The organism is Pseudomonas sp. R2-60-08W (assembly GCF_003852335.1).
Taxonomy (GTDB): domain Bacteria; phylum Pseudomonadota; class Gammaproteobacteria; order Pseudomonadales; family Pseudomonadaceae; genus Aquipseudomonas.
Window position 1 is genome coordinate 3,579,478 of the sequence record NZ_CP027731.1, and the last position, 19,720, is coordinate 3,599,197.

Annotated in this window: 16 protein-coding genes; 9 read left to right on the forward strand and 7 right to left on the reverse strand. The window is 61.5% G+C overall.

Annotated features, from left to right (window positions below; genetic code table 11):
• Window positions 1–82 precede the first annotated feature (82 nt).
• Window positions 83–1,312 (reverse strand): acyl-CoA dehydrogenase, encoded by a 1,230-nt coding sequence (locus tag C4J90_RS16220; RefSeq protein WP_124363349.1) that lies wholly within the window; start codon window positions 1,310–1,312, stop codon window positions 83–85.
• A gap of 151 nt (window positions 1,313–1,463) precedes the next feature.
• On the opposite strand from C4J90_RS16220, the gene C4J90_RS16225 reads away from it, so the two are divergent.
• The 3 genes from C4J90_RS16225 to C4J90_RS16235 all read left to right on the forward strand — a co-directional run bounded on the left by C4J90_RS16225 (window position 1,464) and on the right by C4J90_RS16235 (window position 3,823).
• Window positions 1,464–2,399, forward strand: coding sequence for a LysR family transcriptional regulator (locus tag C4J90_RS16225; RefSeq protein ID WP_124404584.1), 936 nt, complete (start codon window positions 1,464–1,466; stop codon window positions 2,397–2,399).
• 115 nt (window positions 2,400–2,514) lie between these two features.
• Window positions 2,515–2,907, forward strand: coding sequence for a MerR family DNA-binding transcriptional regulator (locus C4J90_RS16230; protein WP_124363351.1), 393 nt, complete (start codon window positions 2,515–2,517; stop codon window positions 2,905–2,907).
• A 16-nt stretch (window positions 2,908–2,923) separates the two neighbouring features.
• The gene (locus C4J90_RS16235) at window positions 2,924–3,823 is read left to right on the forward strand and encodes a hydroxymethylglutaryl-CoA lyase (protein ID WP_124420318.1); all 900 of its coding nucleotides are present in this window, start codon (window positions 2,924–2,926) and stop codon (window positions 3,821–3,823) included.
• Between the two features lie 676 nt (window positions 3,824–4,499).
• Here the strand turns inward: C4J90_RS16235 and C4J90_RS16240 are convergent.
• Window positions 4,500–6,131 (reverse strand): AMP-binding protein, encoded by a 1,632-nt coding sequence (locus tag C4J90_RS16240; RefSeq protein ID WP_124420319.1) that lies wholly within the window; start codon window positions 6,129–6,131, stop codon window positions 4,500–4,502.
• Between the two features lie 150 nt (window positions 6,132–6,281).
• On the opposite strand from C4J90_RS16240, the gene C4J90_RS16245 reads away from it, so the two are divergent.
• From C4J90_RS16245 to C4J90_RS16260, 4 genes are all read left to right on the forward strand, one after another.
• Window positions 6,282–7,445, forward strand: a complete 1,164-nt coding sequence (locus tag C4J90_RS16245; protein ID WP_124420320.1) for an isovaleryl-CoA dehydrogenase — start codon at window positions 6,282–6,284, stop codon at window positions 7,443–7,445.
• 105 nt (window positions 7,446–7,550) lie between these two features.
• Window positions 7,551–9,155 (forward strand): carboxyl transferase domain-containing protein, encoded by a 1,605-nt coding sequence (locus C4J90_RS16250; RefSeq protein WP_124420321.1) that lies wholly within the window; start codon window positions 7,551–7,553, stop codon window positions 9,153–9,155.
• Between the two features lie 133 nt (window positions 9,156–9,288).
• Window positions 9,289–10,095 carry a gamma-carboxygeranoyl-CoA hydratase gene (locus C4J90_RS16255; protein ID WP_124420322.1) on the forward strand — a complete coding sequence of 269 codons (807 nt, stop codon included), beginning with the start codon at window positions 9,289–9,291 and terminating at the stop codon, window positions 10,093–10,095.
• A complete protein-coding gene (locus C4J90_RS16260; RefSeq protein ID WP_124420323.1) occupies window positions 10,092–12,023 on the forward strand; it encodes an acetyl/propionyl/methylcrotonyl-CoA carboxylase subunit alpha in 1,932 nt (643 codons plus the stop codon). Before C4J90_RS16255 ends, C4J90_RS16260 begins: the two co-directional genes overlap by 4 nt.
• On the opposite strand, the gene C4J90_RS16265 is transcribed toward C4J90_RS16260, so the two are convergent.
• The gene (locus C4J90_RS16265; RefSeq protein WP_124421226.1) at window positions 12,020–12,655 is read right to left on the reverse strand and encodes a LexA family transcriptional regulator; all 636 of its coding nucleotides are present in this window, start codon (window positions 12,653–12,655) and stop codon (window positions 12,020–12,022) included. The genes C4J90_RS16260 and C4J90_RS16265 overlap by 4 nt on opposite strands.
• A gap of 129 nt (window positions 12,656–12,784) precedes the next feature.
• Between C4J90_RS16265 and C4J90_RS16270 the strand changes: the two genes are divergently transcribed.
• A complete protein-coding gene (locus tag C4J90_RS16270; RefSeq protein ID WP_124363358.1) occupies window positions 12,785–13,135 on the forward strand; it encodes a DUF6124 family protein in 351 nt (116 codons plus the stop codon).
• A 465-nt stretch (window positions 13,136–13,600) separates the two neighbouring features.
• Entirely contained in the window at window positions 13,601–14,752 is a 1,152-nt protein-coding gene (locus C4J90_RS16275; RefSeq protein ID WP_124363359.1) for a M14-type cytosolic carboxypeptidase, read from the forward strand.
• 7 nt (window positions 14,753–14,759) lie between these two features.
• Here the strand turns inward: C4J90_RS16275 and C4J90_RS16280 are convergent, their stop codons facing one another.
• The 4 genes from C4J90_RS16280 to C4J90_RS16295 form a co-directional block, all read right to left on the reverse strand.
• Window positions 14,760–15,299 carry a cytochrome b gene (locus tag C4J90_RS16280; RefSeq protein WP_124371126.1) on the reverse strand — a complete coding sequence of 180 codons (540 nt, stop codon included), beginning with the start codon at window positions 15,297–15,299 and terminating at the stop codon, window positions 14,760–14,762.
• The gene (locus C4J90_RS16285; protein WP_124363361.1) at window positions 15,296–16,378 is read right to left on the reverse strand and encodes a catalase family peroxidase; all 1,083 of its coding nucleotides are present in this window, start codon (window positions 16,376–16,378) and stop codon (window positions 15,296–15,298) included. Before C4J90_RS16285 ends, C4J90_RS16280 begins: the two co-directional genes overlap by 4 nt.
• A 253-nt stretch (window positions 16,379–16,631) precedes the next feature.
• Window positions 16,632–17,927, reverse strand: a complete 1,296-nt coding sequence (locus tag C4J90_RS16290; RefSeq protein ID WP_124415022.1) for a hypothetical protein — start codon at window positions 17,925–17,927, stop codon at window positions 16,632–16,634.
• Window positions 17,920–19,527, reverse strand: a complete 1,608-nt coding sequence (locus C4J90_RS16295) for an amino acid adenylation domain-containing protein (protein ID WP_124420324.1) — start codon at window positions 19,525–19,527, stop codon at window positions 17,920–17,922. Before C4J90_RS16295 ends, C4J90_RS16290 begins: the two co-directional genes overlap by 8 nt.
• Window positions 19,528–19,720: the final 193 nt, after the last annotated feature.

The following is a 19,720-nucleotide window of genomic DNA, read 5'->3' on the forward strand; positions in this document are numbered from 1 at the left end:
CCTCCCACATTTGACCGCATTCTCCTGTTGGAACACGGTCAGTGTGGGAGGGGGCTTGCTCCCGATGGCAGGCGACGCGGTGCTACTGCCCGCCCCGCATCAGCTCCTTGGGCACATACTTGCCAATCTCGAACTTGCCGATCGCCGCACGGTGCACTTCGTCCGGGCCGTCGGCCAGGCGCAGGGTGCGTTGCATGGCGTACATATAGGCCAGCGGAAAGTCGTTGGAAACGCCGGCACCGCCGTGAATCTGGATCGCACGGTCGATCACCTTCAGCGCCACGTTCGGCGCGACCACCTTGATCTGGGCGATTTCGCTTTTGGCGACTTTATTCCCCACGGTGTCCATCATGTACGCCGCTTTCAAGGTCAGCAGCCGCGCCATATCAATCTCCATGCGCGAGTCGGCGATCTTGTCGATATTGCCCCCCAGGCGCGCCAGCGGCTTGCCGAACGCGCTGCGGCTGACCGAGCGCTTGCACATCAATTCCAACGCGCGCTCAGCCATGCCGATGGAGCGCATGCAGTGGTGGATACGCCCAGGGCCAAGGCGGCCCTGGGCAATCTCGAACCCACGGCCTTCACCCAACAGCACATTTTCGTAAGGCACGCGCACGTTGTCGAACAGCACTTCGGCGTGGCCGTGGGGCGCGTCGTCGTAGCCGAATACCGGCAGCGGGCGCAGGATTTTTACGCCGGGAGTGTCCACCGGCACCAGAATCATCGAATGCTGTTGGTGGCGTGGCGCATCCGGGTTGCTCAGGCCCATGAAGATCAGGATCTTGCAGCGCGGGTCGCAGGCGCCGGAGGTCCACCATTTCTTGCCGTTGATCACCCATTCATCGCCCTGGCGTTCGGCGCGGGCGGCCATGTTGGTGGCGTCCGAGGAGGCCACGTCCGGTTCGGTCATGGCGAAGGCGGAACGAATCTCACCGCGCAGCAGCGGTTCAAGCCAGCGTTGTTTCTGCTCTTCATTGGCGTAGCGCACCAGCACTTCCATGTTGCCGGTGTCGGGGGCGGAGCAGTTGAACGGTTCCGGACCCAACAGCGAGCGGCCCATGATTTCGGCCAGCGGTGCATATTCGAGGTTGCTCAGGCCGGCGCCCAGCTCGGATTCCGGCAGGAACAGGTTCCACAACCCTTCGGCTTTCGCCCGGGCCTTGAGTTCTTCCATGATCGCGGTGGGCTGCCAGCGGTCGCCTTCGCTGACCTGGCGTTCGAACACCGGCTCGGCCGGGTAGACGTAAGCGTCCATGAATGCGCTGACGCGTTCACGCAGTTCCTGAACCTTGGGCGAATAGGCGAAATCCATGAGCAGCTCCCTTCTCTGAGAGGTTGTTTAGGTCATGCAATCGATGCTAGAACAGCGCTGATAATTTACCTAGCCTATTCTCGGCGTGTATTAACATTCATCACCGATATATGATCGGCGTATGAATACCTAACAATAAGAGTGCAACGACATGAATCTGAGCAAGGTCGACCTCAACCTCTTTATCGTCTTCGACGCGATCTATACCGAAGCCAACCTGACCCGCGCCGGGCAGATTGTAGGCATCACCCAGCCGGCGGTGTCCAATGCGCTGGCACGCCTGCGCGAGACCTTCAACGACCCGCTGTTCGTGCGCACCGCCCAGGGCATGGTGCCCACGCCGATGGCACAGAACATCATCGGCCCGGTGCGCAATGCGTTGTCGTTGCTGCGGGTTTCAGTGCAGGAGAGCCGGATTTTCAATCCGCAACAGGCGGCCAAGACCTACCGCATCAGCATGACCGACCTGACCGAAGCGGTCATTCTGCCAGCGCTGTTCCAGCGCCTGCGTCGCCTGGCGCCGACGGTGGTCATCGAGAGTTTTTTGTCCAAACGCCGCGAAACCACCAAGGAGCTGGCCGCCGGGCGCTTGGACTTTGCCGTGGATGCGCCGCTCAACACCGACCCGCAGGTGCGCCACGTCAAGTTGATGGAAGACCGCTACGTATGCGCCATGCGCAAGGGCCACCCGATGGCAGGCAAGGACAAATTCAGCCTGGATGACTACCTGTCCCTGACCCATATCCATATTTCCAGCCGCCGCAACGGGCTGGGCCATGTCGACCTGGCCCTGGGCAAGATGGGCATCCAGCGCAAGATCGCCCTGCGCTCCCAGCACTACCTGATGGCGTCGCAGGTATTGCAGCAGACCGACATGGTCATGACCGTGCCCGAACGCTTCGCCCGCCGCCATGAACTGCACTGGTTCAACCTGCCGGTCAATGATGTGCCAGCGGTGGAAACCCACCTGTACTGGCACGAAAGCACCGACCAGGACCCGGCCAACCGCTGGATGCGCGAGCAGATGATCGAGTTGTGCCAGCAGGTAACGGCCCACGAGAAAAAGCTGGATAAACAACAGGCCTGAGGTAGCCGAGTTCCCTTGTGGGAGGGGGCTTGCCCCCGATGGCCTGCGCAGCAGGCCCTTGACGTTCACGTCAACCTGACATTAGCTTAGCGTCAAGACCTTCCTGAGCACCGCCATGAGCACCACCTACAGCATCTCCGACCTAGCCCGCGAGCTCGATATCACCACCCGCGCCATTCGCTTCTATGAGGAACAAGGCCTGCTGGCCCCGGAGCGTCGAGGCCAGGAACGTATCTACTCGGCGCGGGACAAGGTCAGCCTCAAGCTGATTCTGCGCGGCAAGCGCATCGGTTTCTCCCTGGCCGAATGCCGTGAGCTGATCGAACTCTATGACCCCACCAGCGGCAACCATATCCAACTCAACAGCATGCTGGCAAAAATCGCTGAACGCCGCGAGCAGCTCGAGCAACAGTTGCTGGATATCGAACAGATGAAGCTGGAACTGGACACCGCCGAAGAGCGCTGCACCCAGGCCCTGGCAACGACCATGAGCCAGGCCGGCCATTGATCAGAAGGTAACCGTCATGTCCCTCCCCTCACACGTACGCCTGGTGGAAGTCGGCCCGCGCGACGGTTTGCAGAACGAAGCCCAACCGATCAGCGTGTCCGACAAGGTGCGGTTAGTGGACGCCTTGAGCGGCGCTGGCTTGAGCTATATCGAGGTCGGCAGTTTCGTGTCGCCCAAATGGGTGCCGCAGATGGCCGGCTCCGCCGAGGTGTTCGCGCAGATCCAGCGCAAGCCTGGCGTGACCTACGGTGCGCTGGCGCCGAACCTGCGCGGCTTTGAAGATGCGCTGGCGGCCGGGGTCAAGGAAGTCGCGGTATTTGCGGCGGCGTCCGAAGCGTTTTCCCAACGCAATATCAACTGCTCCATCAGCGAGAGCCTGGAGCGGTTTGCACCGATCATGGCGGCGGCCCGGCAGCATGGGGTCAGCGTGCGCGGGTATGTGTCGTGTGTGTTGGGTTGCCCGTATGAAGGCGAAATCGCCGCGCAGCAGGTCGCGGCGGTCGCCCGCGAACTGTATGCCATGGGCTGCTATGAAGTGTCCCTGGGCGACACCATCGGCACCGGCACAGCCGGCGCGACACGGCGGCTGTTCGAGGTGGTCGGTGCACAGGTGCCGCGCGACAAGCTCGCAGGGCATTTCCATGACACCTACGGCCAGGCGATCGCCAATATCTACGCCAGCCTGCTGGAAGGTATCCAGGTATTCGACAGCTCTATCGCGGGCCTTGGCGGCTGCCCTTATGCCAAGGGCGCGAGCGGTAACGTCGCCACCGAGGATGTGGTGTACCTGCTCAATGGGCTGGGGATCGACACGGGTATCGACCTGGAACGCTTGATTGACGCCGGCCAACACATCAGCCGGGTGCTGGGACGGGCGAGCGGCTCACGGGTGGCGAAGGCGCGTAACGCCGGTTGAGTAGCACGGATGTGACAATGTGTTACCGCACGCCGACACAGCGGGTAACGAGGGAACAGAATCCGTCGCGTTTTTTGAAAGATATGACGTGCTAAAAAATCAACTACTTGATTTTAAAGGAATTTAAAAAGTTGGCACGGCTTCTGCTATCTCTACTGCATAACAAAAATAAAAAGCGCCAAACCTAATAAAAATAAGACGAAACGACTCTGACATAACAAAAACAACACGGCAGAGACGCAGCTAACAGATTTTTTTGGAGAAGATGTGCTTCGCAGGGTACGGCATGCCGAAACCCGCAACCGGTCAGAGAAAAATAAAACTACCTCAGGTAGCTACCCACTGGTTGGATCGTTTACGAAGAAGCGGATCAGCGTTCAAAAAAATACGTTTGCTCTTGACCCCGGATGGGGGTCGCCAAAACAGCAGTAAAGGGTAACGGTTGCCAAAAAACAACAATAGACCGCCCCTCAATAATAAAAAAAGAGCACGCAACGACAAATTAAAGGGGACCTTCGGGTCCCCTTTGTGCTTTCTGGCTGATCGTTCCCACGCTCTGCGTGGGAACGCTTCCTGTGACGCTCCGCGTCGCGCCAGCCGCTGCACATTTCGGCTACTACGCTAAGGTGACGCAGAGCGTCAGGGGCTGCATTCCCACGCAGAGGGTGGGAACGATCTAGCGCGCCTGGAGCTCTTCAACCGAGATTTCGCGCATGCGGAATTTCTGGATCTTGCCCGTCACCGTCATTGGAAACGCGTCTACGAACTTGAAGTGCCGGGGCGTCTTGAAGTGCGCAATGCGACCCTTGCACCAGGTCTGCAGTTCCAGTTCGCTCGCCACATGGCCTGGGTGGAGTTTGATCCAGGCGACGATTTCTTCACCATAGCGCTCATCGGGAATGCCGATGACCTGCACATCGGCCACTGCCGGATGGGTGAAGAAAAACTCCTCAAGCTCGCGTGGATACACGTTCTCGCCACCGCGGATGATCATGTCCTTGTTGCGCCCGGCTATGCACACATAGCCATGCTCGTCCATGGTCGCCAGGTCACCGGTGTGCATCCAGCCCTTCGCGTCGATAGCATTGCGGGTGCCCTCGGGGTTGTTCCAGTAGCCGAGCATCACGCTGTAGCCGCGCGTGCACAGTTCGCCTGTCTCACCGCGTGGCACCGTGTGGCCGTCAGTGTCGATGATCTTGTTTTCCAGCTGCGGCTGGGTACGGCCCACGGTGGTCACGCGGCGTTCCAGGTCGTCATCCGCGCCGGTCTGCAACGACACCGGGCTGGTTTCGGTCATGCCATAGGCGATCTGCACTTCACTCATGTGCAACTGGCCAATGACGCGTCGCATCACCTCGATCGGGCAGGTCGACCCGGCCATGATTCCGGTACGCAGGCTGGATAAGTCGAATTCGCCAAGGCGCGGGTGATCGAGCAGCGCAATGAACATGGTCGGCACGCCATACAAGCCCGTGGCGCGTTCTTCGGCGACGGCGGTTAGCGTGAGCAGTGGGTCGAAGCCGTCATTGGGGTAGATCATGGTGGTGCCGTGGGTGATGCAGCCGAGGTTACCCATCACCATGCCGAAGCAATGGTAAAGCGGCACCGGGATCACCAGGCGGTCGTGCGCCGTAAGAACAAGGCTTTGGCCAACCATGTAGCCGTTATTGAGAATGTTGAGGTGACTGAGGGTGGCGCCCTTGGGGAAACCGGTGGTGCCGGAGGTGTACTGGATATTGACCGGTTGGTCGGCGTGCAGACCGGCTTGGCGAGCGTGCAGTTGTTCAGGTGCAACCTGCGCCGCCAACGCCGACAGGTGTGACCAAGGCAGGAATCCTGCGGGCGGGTCGGGGTCGAGACTGACGATGGCGCGCAGGTCGGGCTGGAGCGCTTGCAGCATGGCGTGGTAATCGGAGGTCTTGAACGAACCGGCGCACACCAGCCACGCGCAGCCGGATTGCTTGAGCACATATTCCAATTCACTGCTGCGATAGGCCGGGTTGATATTGACCAGGATCACCCCGAGCTTTGCGCTTGCCACCTGGCAGATCAGCCATTCGGCGCAGTTGGGCGCCCAGATACCCAGGCGGTCGCCGACTTGCATGCCCATGGCCATGAACGCCCGGGCATGCACCTCCACCGCCTCGGCCAGTTGCTGCCAGGTGTAGCGGCAATCCTGATGATGCACCACCAGCGCTTCACCTTCGGGATAACGCGCGACAGTCCGATCAAAGGCCTGCCCAATGGTCTCGGCCAGCAAGGTCTTGTCCTGGGAGCCACGGCTGTAGCTCAGGTTCGCTTGATCCATAACGGCCCCTGTTGTCTTTTTTGTAGGTTAACGTAAACGTAAACTACGATTGACAGCGCCTCAACGCAAGCTTACGTTAACGTAAAGGTGAGCGCCCTCCTCCGCGCCTCGCCGACACAACAACAAAAGCTCACATTAAGGTGCCTGTCCATGAGTTACCCGTCCCTGAACTTCGCCCTCGGTGAGACCATCGACATGCTGCGCGACCAGGTGCAGGCCTTCGTGGCCAAGGAAATTGCTCCCCGCGCTGCCCAGATCGACATCGACAACCTGTTCCCCGCCGACCTGTGGCGCAAGTTCGGCGATATGGGCCTGCTGGGCATCACCGTGCCGGAAGAGTACGGCGGTGCCGGCCTGGGTTACCTGGCGCACGTGGTAAGCATGGAAGAAATCAGCCGTGGCTCGGCCTCGGTGGCGTTGTCGTATGGCGCTCACTCCAACCTGTGCGTCAACCAGATCAACCGCAACGGCAGCCACGAACAAAAACTAAAGTACCTGCCCAAGCTGATCAGCGGCGAGCACATCGGCGCGCTGGCCATGAGCGAGCCGAATGCCGGCTCCGACGTCGTCTCGATGAAACTGCGCGCCGACAAGCAGGGTGACGCTTACGTGCTCAACGGCAGCAAGACCTGGATCACCAACGGGCCCGATGCCCACACCTACGTGATCTACGCCAAGACCGACCTGGAAAAGGGTGCCCACGGCATCACCGCGTTCATCGTCGAGCGTGACTGGAACGGCTTCAGCCGCAGCAACAAGTTCGACAAGCTGGGCATGCGCGGCTCCAACACCTGCGAGCTGTTTTTCGATGACGTGCACGTCCCCCAGGAAAATATCCTCGGTGTGCTCAACGGCGGCGTCAAAGTGCTGATGAGCGGCCTCGATTACGAGCGCGTGGTGCTCTCCGGCGGCCCCACCGGCATCATGCAGGCCTGCATGGACCTGATCGTGCCCTACATCCACGACCGCAAGCAGTTCGGCCAGAGCATCGGCGAATTCCAGCTGATCCAGGGCAAGGTCGCCGATATGTACACCCAGCTCAACGCCAGCCGCGCCTACCTCTACGCGGTGGCCCAGGCCTGCGAGCGCGGCGAGACCACACGCAAGGATGCGGCCGGGGTGATCCTCTACAGCGCCGAGCGCGCCACGCAAATGGCCCTCGATGCGATCCAGATCCTGGGCGGCAACGGCTACATCAATGAATTCCCCGCTGGGCGCCTGCTGCGGGACGCCAAGCTGTACGAAATCGGCGCCGGCACCAGTGAAATTCGACGGATGTTGATCGGTCGCGAACTGTTTAACGAGACGAAATAAATTTCGTCAGCGGCAAGTGACAAGCTTCAAGTGGCAAGAGGACGGTGCTCTTGCTTCTAACTTGTAGCTTGTAGCTCGAAACTTAAAGCTGCTACGGAGTAGCCCATGCTTCTACACACCCAGCTCAACCCACGCTCGGCGGAATTTATCGCCAACAGCGCGGCGATGCGCCAACAGGTCGACGCGCTGCACAACCTGCTCGCCCAGGTACAACAAGGCGGCGGCGCCAAGGCTCAGGAACGCCACACCTCACGCGGCAAGCTGCTGCCGCGCGAGCGCATCGATCGCTTGCTCGACCCCGGCTCGCCGTTCCTCGAATTGAGCCAGTTGGCCGCCCATCAGGTGTATGGCGAAGACGTGCCGGCCGCCGGTGTGATTGCCGGCATCGGCCGCGTGGAAGGCGTCGAATGCATGATCGTCGCCAATGATGCCACCGTCAAAGGCGGCTCCTATTACCCGCTGACCGTCAAAAAACACTTGCGCGCCCAGACCATCGCCGAGCAGAACCGCCTGCCGTGCATTTACCTGGTGGACTCCGGCGGAGCCAACCTGCCGCGCCAGGACGAAGTGTTCCCGGACCGCGAGCACTTCGGGCGGATCTTCTTCAACCAGGCCAATATGAGCGCCCAGGGCATTCCGCAGATTGCCGTGGTGATGGGCTCGTGCACGGCCGGTGGCGCGTATGTGCCGGCCATGGCCGACGAAGCGATCATGGTGCGCCAGCAAGCGACTATCTTCCTCGCCGGCCCGCCGCTGGTGAAGGCCGCCACCGGCGAAGTGGTCAGTGCCGAAGACCTCGGCGGTGCCGATGTGCACTGCAGGATTTCCGGCGTGGCCGACCACTATGCCGACAACGATGAACACGCCCTCGCCCTGGCCCGTCGCAGCGTGGCCAACCTCAATTGGCGCAAACTGGGTGAGTTGCGCCAACGTCCGCCAGTGGCGCCGCTGTACAGCAGCGAAGAGCTTTACGGCGTGATCCCGGCCGATGCCAAGCAGCCGTTCGACGTGCGCGAAGTGATCGCCCGGCTGGTGGACGGTTCGGTATTCGATGAGTTCAAGGCGCTGTTCGGCGCCACCCTGGTCTGTGGCTTTGCGCACCTGCACGGCTATCCGGTGGCGATCCTGGCCAACAACGGGATCCTGTTCGCCGAAGCCGCGCAAAAAGGCGCGCACTTTATCGAGCTGGCCTGCCAGCGCGGGATTCCACTGCTGTTCCTGCAGAACATCACCGGCTTCATGGTCGGCCAGAAGTACGAAGCCGGCGGTATCGCCAAGCATGGCGCCAAGTTGGTCACGGCGGTGGCCTGCGCCAAGGTGCCGAAGTTCACGGTGATTATCGGCGGCAGTTTCGGCGCCGGTAACTACGGCATGTGCGGTCGTGCCTATGACCCGCGTTTCCTGTGGATGTGGCCCAACGCACGCATCGGCGTGATGGGCGCCGAACAGGCGGCGGGCGTGCTGGTGCAGGTCAAGCGCGAGCAGGCAGAGCGCGCAGGCGTGGCATTCAGTGCCAGCGATGAAGCGGCGATCAAGCAGCCGATCCTCGACCAGTATGAAACCCAGGGCCACCCCTACTATTCCAGCGCACGCTTGTGGGATGACGGCGTCATCGATCCGCGGCAAACCCGCGACGTGCTGGCCCTGGCGCTGTCCGCCGCGCTGAATGCCCCTATCGAGCCGAGCCGCTTCGGCGTGTTCCGCATGTAACCTGTAGGAGCGAGCTCGCTCGCGAAAAACGTCCAGTCAACGCGTGCATCCTGGATACCCGCGTTATCGTTGACGACCTTCGCGAGCAAGCTCGCTCCTACAGGAGGCCTCTCATTTTCATGGAGCTTCTTGCATGAGCGATTTCAACACCCTCGAACTGATCACCGACAGCCGTGGCTTTGCCACGCTGTGGCTCAGTCGTGAAGCCAAGAACAACGCGTTCAATGCCCAGATGATCCGCGAACTGATCATCGCCCTCGACCAGGTACAGGCCGACCCGGCCCTGCGCTTTCTGGTCCTGCGCGGGCGCGGCAAACACTTCAGCGCCGGCGCCGACCTGGCCTGGATGCAGCAGTCGGCCGAGCTGGATTATCACACCAACCTGGACGACGCCCGTGAGCTGGCCGAGCTGATGTACAACCTGGCCAAGCTTAAAATCCCTACGCTGGCGGTGGTGCAGGGCGCGGCCTACGGCGGCGCGCTGGGTTTGATCAGCTGCTGCGACATGGCGATTGGCGCCGATGACGCGCAGTTCTGTCTGTCGGAAGTGCGTATCGGCCTGGCGCCAGCGGTGATCAGCCCGTTCATGGTGCAGGCCATCGGTGAACGTGCGGCCCGCCGCTATGCCTTGACGGCCGAGCGGTTTGGCGGCCAGCGCGCGCGCGACATCGGCCTGTTGGCGGAAAGCTACCCGGCCGACACGTTGGACCAGCGGGTGGATGAGTGGGTCGCCAACCTGCTGCAAAACAGCCCGGCGGCGATGCGCGCCAGCAAAGACTTGTTGCGTGAGGTGGGCAACGGCGCCCTCACCCCGGCGCTGCGCCGCTACTGTGAAAACGCCATTGCGCGTATTCGGGTAAGCGCCGAGGGCCAGGAAGGCTTGCGCGCCTTTCTGCAAAAACGCACGCCGAGCTGGCAATCCCGGGAGCCGCGCCCATGAGCACACTCACTACCGTGCTGGTCGCCAACCGGGGCGAAATCGCTTGCCGGGTTATGCGCACCGCCAAGGCGATGGGGCTGACCACCGTGGCCGTGCACAGCGCAATCGACCGTGACGCCCGGCACAGCCGCGAAGCGGACATTCGCGTCGACCTGGGCGGCAGCAAGGCCACTGACAGTTACCTGCAGATCGACAAACTGATCGCCGCCGCCCACGCCAGTGGCGCCCAGGCAATTCATCCGGGCTACGGCTTCCTCTCGGAAAACGCCGGGTTCGCTCGGGCCATCGAGGCAGCGGGCTTGATCTTCCTCGGCCCGCCTGCCTCGGCGATCGACGCCATGGGCAGCAAGTCGGCGGCCAAGGCGCTGATGGAAACCGCCGGCGTGCCGCTGGTGCCGGGCTATCACGGCGAGGCCCAGGACCTGGAGACCTTCCGCGAGGCCTGTGCGCGCATCGGTTACCCCGTGCTGCTCAAGGCCACGGCTGGCGGTGGTGGCAAGGGGATGAAAGTGGTCGAGGATGTCAGCCAGTTGGCGCAAGCCCTCGCCTCGGCCCAGCGCGAGGCCCTGTCGTCATTCGGCAACGGGCAGATGCTGGTGGAGAAATACCTGCTGCAACCGCGCCATGTGGAAATCCAGGTGTTTGCCGATCAACACGGCAACTGCCTGTACCTCAATGAGCGCGATTGCTCGATCCAGCGGCGCCATCAAAAGGTCGTGGAAGAAGCCCCCGCGCCGGGGCTCGGCAGCGAACAGCGCAAGGCCATGGGCGAAGCGGCGGTGCGCGCGGCGCAGGCGATTGGCTATGTGGGCGCGGGGACGGTGGAATTTCTGCTGGATGCGCGCGGCGAGTTTTTCTTCATGGAGATGAACACCCGACTGCAAGTGGAGCACCCGGTCACCGAGGCGATTACTGGCCTGGACCTGGTGGCCTGGCAGATTCGCGTGGCCCAGGGCGAGGTGCTGCCGATCACTCAAGCGCAGGTACCGCTGATGGGGCATGCGATCGAGGTGCGGCTGTATGCCGAAGACCCGGCCAATGACTTCCTGCCTGCAACCGGACGATTGGCGGTGTACCGCGAGCCTGCCCCAGGTCCGGGTCGGCGCGTGGACAGCGGCGTCGAGCAAGGCGACAGCGTCTCGCCCTTCTACGACCCGATGCTCGGCAAGTTGATTGCCTGGGGCCAAGACCGTGAGCAGGCGCGACTGCGCTTGCTGAGCATGCTCGACGAATGTGCGGTAGGCGGGCTCAAGACCAACCTGGGCTTTCTGCGGCGCATCATTGGTCACCCGGCCTTTGCCGCGGCTGAGCTGGATACCGGATTCATTCCGCGCTATCAGCAAGAGCTGCTGCCGGTGGCCGGGGCGCTGGACGATGAGTTCTGGCAGGCAGCGGGTTCGACCTTTATGCAGAGCCTGCCGGCCGGTGACGGGCCGTGGGCAGACACGCGGGGCTTTCGTGCGGGGTTGCCGGCGCAGGTCTCACTGCATCTGAGCTGTAATGGGCAGGATCGGCTGGTCACACTGGCCGGGCAATCGTCGCAGCTCACAGGCGAGCAACTGGTGATCGAACACCAGGGCGTGCGCCGCTCCCACCTGGCCGTGCGCGATCGCGATGAAGGCACGGTGTATCTGCGCTGGGACGGCGAGATGCAGGCGGTCAGCCTGTTCGACCCGATTGCGGCGGCCGAGGCCAGCCACTCCCCTCAAGGCGGCCTCACCGCGCCCATGAACGGCAGCATCGTGCGCGTGCTGGTAGATGTCGGTCAACGCGTCGAAGCCGGCACGCAACTGGTGGTACTGGAAGCGATGAAGATGGAACACAGCATCCGCGCACCTGAGGCGGGTGTGATCAAAGCGCTGTTTTGCCAGGAGGGCGAGATGGTCGCCGAAGGCAGTGCGCTGGTGGAGCTGGAAACGGCGGACTAGAACTTCGCCGTGGCTTGCACGACGACGCCAAGGATGCGGCACTCGTCGGTGAACAGCAGCTTGGGATAGGTGGGATTGAGCGGCGCCAGGTAAAGCTGGCCGCTGTCTGCCTGCAACTGGCGAAAAGTCGCCTGGGGATTGTCGAGCCATTGTGCAACCACCAGTTTACCGGCCTCGGCCTCGATGGCCGGGTCGACCAGGATCAGCATGCCTGCGCTGATACTCAGGCCACTGGGCGCGATCATGGCGTCGCCGACCACCGGCAGCCAGAAGGCGTCGCCGTGGGCATGGTAATCCGTCAATTCGAAACGTGCCGGCCCATAGCTGGCGCGTGCTTCACGCAGCTCGCACACGCCGTTCCAATCGCTGACCGGGTAGCGAAAGTACGGGTTGTGGTGATGCTCCAGTGCCGCCTTGGTGTCCGCCCTCTCGCGAATCTCCAGCGCGACCTCCAGATAGCCCAGCCCCAGTTCCGCCAGTACCCGGTTCATGTCCGCCAGGCTCGGCACGCGGCGCTTGTTGAGCCAGTGGCCCACGCCGCCCTGGGACATGCCCAGGCGCTCCGCCAGTTCATCCTGCGTGACCTTGCGGTCTTTCATGTTGGCTCGTACCAACGCTATCCAGTTATCCATGGCGCTGACAATACGTTGCGTATTTTCCAGGGCAATAAACAGTTTGTAGTAATCCATAAAACGACATAAATACGATACGTACTATCATCGACATAAGGTTTTCGACACCCACCCGGAGTACCGCCTCTTATGACGACGAGCCCGTATCATCTGCCTGAAACACCCGAACACACTGACCTGCATGACATGCGCTGCAGCGGCGCCGCCCAGCGCGCGCTGGACTATTACTTGAAAGAAGATATGTCTGCGCGAGACGTGGACGAGGCCTTTTTCACCATCAAGCCAGGCATCAGCCAGGAAGAAGCGCTGGTGCATGCCTCGGACCTGCTGCGCAGTGCTGCGGCAACGGCCTACGAATCGGCGAGCAGCCATCAAGGCAATCATCGCGACCTGGCGTTTTCGGTGGTTTACTTGATCGATATGGCGAAAGCGATGGTGGAGCGGTCGTTGCGAGCGACTGAGGCGCAGGCGAACATTTAAAGGACGTGCACGAAAAAATTTCTATCGAGCGGATAAAAACATTTGACTTGCAAATGATAATGATTATTATTGGACCCAGCTGATCGCGAGATCAGTCGATAGACCAAGAGACCTTAGGTCGGACTCTTGGAATATCTCCTCATCAGGCTAATCACGGTTTTTGACCCGGCTCTTTGGCCGGGTCTTTTTTTTGCCAGTTTTTCCTGGCGTGGCTTCAGGCTAATGAAGACTGTGTGCTGCTTGATGGCGCGCATGGTAGCAAAAGCCCATCGCGAAAAGAAAGGCGCAGCACCGCTCTAGCCCGGATCTTTGCGATTTAGCGCTTGAGAATCAATCTCATAAACCCTAAGCTGCGGCCGCGTCACGGATGACGCCCCCTCCCCCCGTGCAACAATTTTGCTTCCAGAATGTACCCACCGCCTGTGTAAGATAGCCGCCACATCCTCATATTCAGGCAACCAGACTATGACCGTGGCCTTGACCTCCATCAAGATCAGCACTGCTTTCGACAGCGGCAATATCCAGGTCCTGGATGCCAGCGATGCCTACCAGCTATTGCTGGCCATCAAGCCCGACACTCGTAGCCAGCACTACCAGTGGTTCCACTTCAAGGCCGAGGGCATGCACGTGGGCCACACCCACACGTTTCGCCTGAGCAACGCGGGCCGCTCGTCTTACAAGCATGCATGGAGCGGCTATAACGCCGTAGCGTCTTATGACCATGTCAATTGGTTCCGCGTGCCGTCGCGCTTTGACGGCGAAATCCTGCATATCAGCCTCCAGACCCGGGAAAAACACGCGTGGTTCGCCTACTTCGAACCTTATAGCCGCGAACGCCACGACTGGTTGATCGAGCAGGCCCTGAAGTACGCCGGCGTCAAACTATTGGCCACCGGCAAGAGTGTCGAGGGGCGCGATATCCAACTGCTGCGCCGTGGCAAAGGCGGCGAAGGTCGCCGCAAGGTCTGGATCATCGCCCAGCAACATCCCGGCGAACACATGGCCGAATGGTTCATGGAAGGCGTCATCGAACGCCTGCAACAGGACGGTGACGCCGAGCTGAAAAAGCTGCTGGCGGTGGCCGACCTGTACCTGGTGCCGAACATGAACCCCGATGGCGCGTTCCATGGTCACCTGCGTACCAACGCCATGGGCCAGGACCTCAACCGCGCCTGGCAGAGCGCCAGCCAGGAATTCAGCCCGGAAGTGCTGTTCGTGCAACAGCAGATGGAAAAGCATGGCGTCGACCTGTTCCTCGATATCCATGGCGACGAAGAAATCCCTTACGTCTTCACCGCCGGCTGCGAAGGCAATCCGGGCTACAGCCCGCGTATCGAAGCCTTGGAGAACCGTTTCCGTAGCCACCTGAGCCACCTGACCCGTGACTTTCAGACCACCCACGGCTACACCCGCGACCTACCCGGCGAAGCCAATATGACCCTGGCCTGCAATGCGGTGGGTGAGAAATACGACTGCCTGTCACTGACCCTGGAGATGCCCTTCAAGGACAATGACGACGCACCCAACCCGAGAACCGGTTGGTCCGGCGATCGCTCCAAGCAGCTGGGCAAGGATGTGTTGAGCAGCGTGGCCGATATCATCGGCCACGTGCGTTAACGCTCGGTCAGTGTTTGGTGCCGGTCATGCTTTGCAGCACGCCGTCACGGCGGATCAACCCGTGAAACAGCGCGGCCGCCAGATGCACCAGCACCGTCAGGAACAACAGGTAGGCGAGATAACCGTGGGCCTTGCGCAATAGCGCAAACAACGGCGCATTCGCCGAGACCAATGCCGGCAGTTGCACGGAACTGCTGAGCATCACCGGGTCGCCGGCGGCCGAAATCATTGCCCAGCCCAGCAACGGCAACACCAGCATCAACCCGTACAAAACCACGTGAGACGCCTTGGCCGCCAACACTTGCCACAGCGGCAAGTCCGCCGGCAGCGGCGGTTGGCGCGTGGAAAAACGCACCACCAGCCGCACGATGACCAGCGCCAGAATGGCGATCCCCAGCGGCTTGTGCAGGTGAATCAACCACTCGTGGCGCTCGGAAACCGACGCCGCCAGCCCCGCGCCAATAAACAGCATGGCGATGATCATGAGCGCCATCAGCCAGTGCAGCAAACGCGCCAACGGGGCGAAAAACCTTGGTTGAACATTCATGGCTTCGACTCCTGGGAGGCACTGTGCAACGGGCCGACTTCACCGGCACGCCGCAGGTAGGAACTGGCATAGGCGGCTGAACGTGCAGCCAGCAGCGGGTCATTGGAGGCCTCGATACCGCTGGGCAGAATCAGCGGGTCGAAGTTGATATCGCGGCAATCGCCGTCGGCTTGTGGCTGGCTGCTCTGCAACACCAGGGTGCCGGCATTGAGCACTTTGTGTTCACCGGCCCAGGTCTTGCTGGCGTCATCCAGCGGGTCGCCGGGGTTGGCCAGCATCATGTTCAATTGCCACTTTAGCGGCCCGGCAGCCAGGCGCTGCACCAGGTCTTTTTCCAGGAAGTCGCCGCCCTCGGGCGCAGTATCTCCGGCGGCGTCGCGGCTCTGCGGCACCACGGCCCAGCGCACGGCCTGGCGCTTGCCGTCGGCGCTCACCAGGTAAAACGCGTTGATGCCGTTGTAGGTTTCGGTCGCGTAACTGGCCGATGGCTTGGCGGTTTTAACCCACGCCAGGAACGCTGCGGTCTCCGGGTGTGCGGCAAAAAACGCCGGCATGCTCGACGGGTTCGGCTTGCCGGTGGCGGGGTCCGGCGCGCCGGCCTTGAGCAATTGGTAGAACGCCTCGGGCGTGCCCACCGGGAACACCGGCATGCTGTTCATCCCGGTGCGCCACTGCTGACCATTGGCCTGGCTGAATTGCACGGCAAAACTGCGGATCGGCACGCTGCTGTCCGGTGCATAAGGGTTGCCGCTGGGCAAGGCAAACCGCCCGATCACCGGGGTTTTCGCCACGCTGAACAACTGAGCGCTGGAGTACGTACGCGCCTCGGGGCTGCTCTCGAAGTAGCCGGCTACGCACACGCCCTTGGCATGGTTACGCCGAAATCCCGGGTGCACACCGTTATTGGTTTCCAGGGCATTGACCAGGGTTTTTGGGCGCAGGCGCTGCGGGTCGAGCGTACCGTTGACGTAGGCAAAGGCACCAGCGACAACCGCTACCACAGCACCGATACATGCGAGCCTGGCGAGCAGGTTGGCGGTACTCAGAGGCGGAAGCGGCGGTGGTGAGTGATCAACCATGAAAAGCTCCAGGGCACGTGGCCGCAGGGGAAAAGTGTCATGAGACGAATCCCATGTAGGTTTATTCCCCCTCTACTGTAGTTTTTTTCATGGCAAACGCACGTGCAGGCCAAACGTCCTGCTAACGCTGGTTGAACAATGCAGGTCGTTTATTGAGGAAGGCTTGCATGCCCTCCTGCTGATCCGGGGTGACGCTCCAGCACTACATTCATAAGCACCTCGACAGATTGATATTATTTGCGACACCGCTGTTTCACGAGTCCCAGATTGCGCCATAGGCGGGTATTGCATGGGCTTCGAGCGCTTGCACCACGCGTTGAGTCAGCGCCTGGTTGGCAATGCAGATCACGGCTTCGGCGTCAAAGGTGCGCACCGCGCCGTAGGCCAACTGCACCAGGTCGGGCTTCCCTTGTTTATCGGTGTCCCAGATCAACGCGGTGGGCTGGACGCGCAGAATTTCGTCGACCAATTCATCACCGTAGGTTTTCCTCGGACTGCGGGTGGACCAGATCAAGTGAATCGGCACCTGCGCGGCCAGCAAGTGCGGCATGACCGGGCCAATGCCACTGCCGGTGGCGATGTACACCACCGATTTGAACAAGGTTTCCACATTGGCCACGCCGGCGGTGGTGATGCCCTTTACCCAGACATGGCTGGGCAAATCCTCGATAAACCGTCCGGTCCAATCCCCGGCGCGGGAGATGATCAGGCGAAAGCCCGCCTCGCCCGGCGCTGGAATGTTCGCAAAGGAATGCCACTCAAGCAGCGGATTGCGGCTGATTGCCGTGGACGAACCGGCGAACGGCGTGGTGTGGCCAAGGCGCGTTACCACCGCATGCCCGGAAGGCCGCGCATGTTCAACGGCCACTTTGCGCAACCGCAACCATGGCAGCAGAATGCTCACTGTCAGCAGTACCAGCATCCAGAACGCGCCACTGTGCAGCAGGTCCGATGAGGCTTGCGTTGCCATCAGCACTGTTTGCCACCAGAACAACAGCAACGCACTCCAACCGGCAAAGCGATGAACCCGTTCGAAACCGTTGTGAAAACGACTGCGAATCGGCGGGAGCGCCATAACCACCATGAGCAGCAACAGGCTGAACAGCGCGACGCTGAGCCACAACCCTGTCGACGACACGCTGCCCGGTTGTTGCACAAAGCTCGACATCTGGACACACACCAACGCTGCAAACCAGGCAGTGGCCGCCAGCGCCGCGCCGCTGTGCAGCCCTCCGAAATGGAACACTTTGGCCGCTCGGCGGCGCACCCACAGCGGCCAACACAGCGGAACCCGCGTGGCCAGCCAGAACAGCGCATTGATCACGTATTGCTGGCGTATCAGAATGGCAACCGACAGATTGATCAGCACCAGGTCCGACAGCATCGCTGGCGTGATCGCCAGCAGGTCAACGGCCAGCAGCACGGCGGCGTTCCCCATCAGCACCAATGCCGCCAGGCGGTTGTAGTAAGAAAACACAGGTAGTGACCTCAAGCGCCGCCATAGTGCCGGCTTGGGTGGCAAAACGGCGCGGGTCGATACTTCAGTCATGGCCAGGCTCCGTGGTGGCGCCCGCCCACGTCGCTGCCTGATAGTCCTCGGCCAGTCGCAGCAAAGCGGCCTTGTCGATCTTGCCCCTGGCGGTCATGGGAAACGCCTCCAGCGCGTAGATGAACTTCGGCACGCAGTAGTAGGCCAGGCGCCGGTGACACTCGGATAGGCAGTCCTGCGTGTCGGCACTGGCCGGCGAGACAAAGGCGACCAGGGTGCGGTCGTCCACTTTCAACGTGACCCCCCGCGTGCACCCGGTGCCGGCCTCCAGGGCTGCGGTTACCGCGTCCAGCTCCACGCGAAACCCGCGAACTTTGACTTGGTCATCGACGCGGCCCAGGTGTTCGAGTTGGCCGTCGGCGGTCCAGCGCCCCAGGTCCCGCGTGCGGAACATCACAGCATCGCCCCCCAGAAACGGGTCCGGGCGGTATCGTTCCTGGGTCAACACTGCGTTGTTCAGGTAGCCCGCACTCACCCCCGCGCCGCCGGCCCACATCTCTCCGGTCTCGCCTAAAGCGCAGGCGCGCCCCTGATCGTCGAGCACATACACCGTGTTATTGGGCGTCGGCCGACCAATGGTCAACAGCGTGCCTGGCACGTGGCGGTGCAATGTGTTGACGATCGTGGTCTCGGTCGGCCCGCAACCGTTGTGGAAGGTAGAGTGCTCGGCCCAACGCTCGGCCAGGGCCTGAGCACAAGGCTCTCCGGCCACCGCGACCACGCTCAGGTCTGGGCACTGCAATGGATCAAGGGTGGCCAGTATCGACGGTGTCGCAATCAAGACGTTGCACTGCGCGGCTGTCTGCGCAATGTCCTTGCCACGAATCAGCAAGGTCGCCCCATGGGCCAGGCAACCGAGTATTTCCCAGGCTGCCATATCAAAGCCGATGTTAAGAACCTGCCCTACGGTAATGCCGGGGGCCATGCCCATCTGCCCGGGCGAAGTCAGCAAGATGTTGCACACGTTGCGATGGCTGACACACACACCGTTGGGGCGTCCGGTGGTGCCGGACGTAAACAGCACGAAACACAGGTCATCGGGTTCAGCCAGGGCGCCCACCTGCTCGCTTTCTTCGGCGACCCAGGGCATTTGCGCAAGGAACGTGTCCAGGCACAGACTGCGCGGGACCGCATCAGCCGGCAGGCGTTCGAGCAGGTTCGACAAGGTCAGCACCAACGGGCTGCTCAACGCTTCCAGCACCTGGCCCAATTGCAGGGTGGGCACGATTCTGGCGTCCTGCGGGACATACGCGGCCCCCACCTTCAACACCGCCAGCAACCCCACCAGCATCGCAATCGAACGCTCGACGAACAAGCCCACCGTGTCGCCGCGCTTGACTCCCCGTTCAAGCAGGTGCACCGCCAATCGGTTGGCTTGGCGGTTGAGCTGCTCATAACTGATGCGCTGCCCCGCGCAGATCGCCGCCGTTGCCTGGGGCGCCCGCCGCGCCTGCGCTTCGATCGCGTGGTGCACATTGGAATAGGCAGGTTGGACCGACGGACCACACCCCCATTGTTCGAACAGGATTCGCTCTGAGGCAGCCAGGTGGGTCAGTGCCGCGCCAGAGAGAAAGCGTTTATCCATAGGTGACAACGTCATGAACACACCCTCATTGTTTGGCTGCCGGCTCAGTGCCGACAGGTACAAGGGTGGATGGAGCGCAACACCTGGGATTACAGAACCACCATTCAAAAAGACTGATCCCACTCGAATGGCTAAAAAATCTTTCGATCGAATAAGGAATAACTTACGCGCACGCGCGTCTACCCAGCACAACTGAGTAGACTCAACC

What these genes read in the sequence shown, in the direction of transcription:
- C4J90_RS16220 (WP_124363349.1), bottom strand. Translation starts at nt 1,312, where the DNA reads ATGGATTTCGCCTATTCGCCCAAGGTTCAGGAACTGCGTGAACGCGTC.
- C4J90_RS16225 (WP_124404584.1), top strand. Translation starts at nt 1,464, where the DNA reads ATGAATCTGAGCAAGGTCGACCTCAACCTCTTTATCGTCTTCGACGCG.
- C4J90_RS16230 (WP_124363351.1), top strand. Translation starts at nt 2,515, where the DNA reads ATGAGCACCACCTACAGCATCTCCGACCTAGCCCGCGAGCTCGATATC.
- C4J90_RS16235 (WP_124420318.1), top strand. Translation starts at nt 2,924, where the DNA reads ATGTCCCTCCCCTCACACGTACGCCTGGTGGAAGTCGGCCCGCGCGAC.
- C4J90_RS16240 (WP_124420319.1), bottom strand. Translation starts at nt 6,131, where the DNA reads ATGGATCAAGCGAACCTGAGCTACAGCCGTGGCTCCCAGGACAAGACC.
- C4J90_RS16245 (WP_124420320.1), top strand. Translation starts at nt 6,282, where the DNA reads ATGAGTTACCCGTCCCTGAACTTCGCCCTCGGTGAGACCATCGACATG.
- C4J90_RS16250 (WP_124420321.1), top strand. Translation starts at nt 7,551, where the DNA reads ATGCTTCTACACACCCAGCTCAACCCACGCTCGGCGGAATTTATCGCC.
- C4J90_RS16255 (WP_124420322.1), top strand. Translation starts at nt 9,289, where the DNA reads ATGAGCGATTTCAACACCCTCGAACTGATCACCGACAGCCGTGGCTTT.
- C4J90_RS16260 (WP_124420323.1), top strand. Translation starts at nt 10,092, where the DNA reads ATGAGCACACTCACTACCGTGCTGGTCGCCAACCGGGGCGAAATCGCT.
- C4J90_RS16265 (WP_124421226.1), bottom strand. Translation starts at nt 12,655, where the DNA reads ATGGATAACTGGATAGCGTTGGTACGAGCCAACATGAAAGACCGCAAG.
- C4J90_RS16270 (WP_124363358.1), top strand. Translation starts at nt 12,785, where the DNA reads ATGACGACGAGCCCGTATCATCTGCCTGAAACACCCGAACACACTGAC.
- C4J90_RS16275 (WP_124363359.1), top strand. Translation starts at nt 13,601, where the DNA reads ATGACCGTGGCCTTGACCTCCATCAAGATCAGCACTGCTTTCGACAGC.
- C4J90_RS16280 (WP_124371126.1), bottom strand. Translation starts at nt 15,299, where the DNA reads ATGAATGTTCAACCAAGGTTTTTCGCCCCGTTGGCGCGTTTGCTGCAC.
- C4J90_RS16285 (WP_124363361.1), bottom strand. Translation starts at nt 16,378, where the DNA reads ATGGTTGATCACTCACCACCGCCGCTTCCGCCTCTGAGTACCGCCAAC.
- C4J90_RS16290 (WP_124415022.1), bottom strand. Translation starts at nt 17,927, where the DNA reads ATGACTGAAGTATCGACCCGCGCCGTTTTGCCACCCAAGCCGGCACTA.
- C4J90_RS16295 (WP_124420324.1), bottom strand. Translation starts at nt 19,527, where the DNA reads ATGACGTTGTCACCTATGGATAAACGCTTTCTCTCTGGCGCGGCACTG.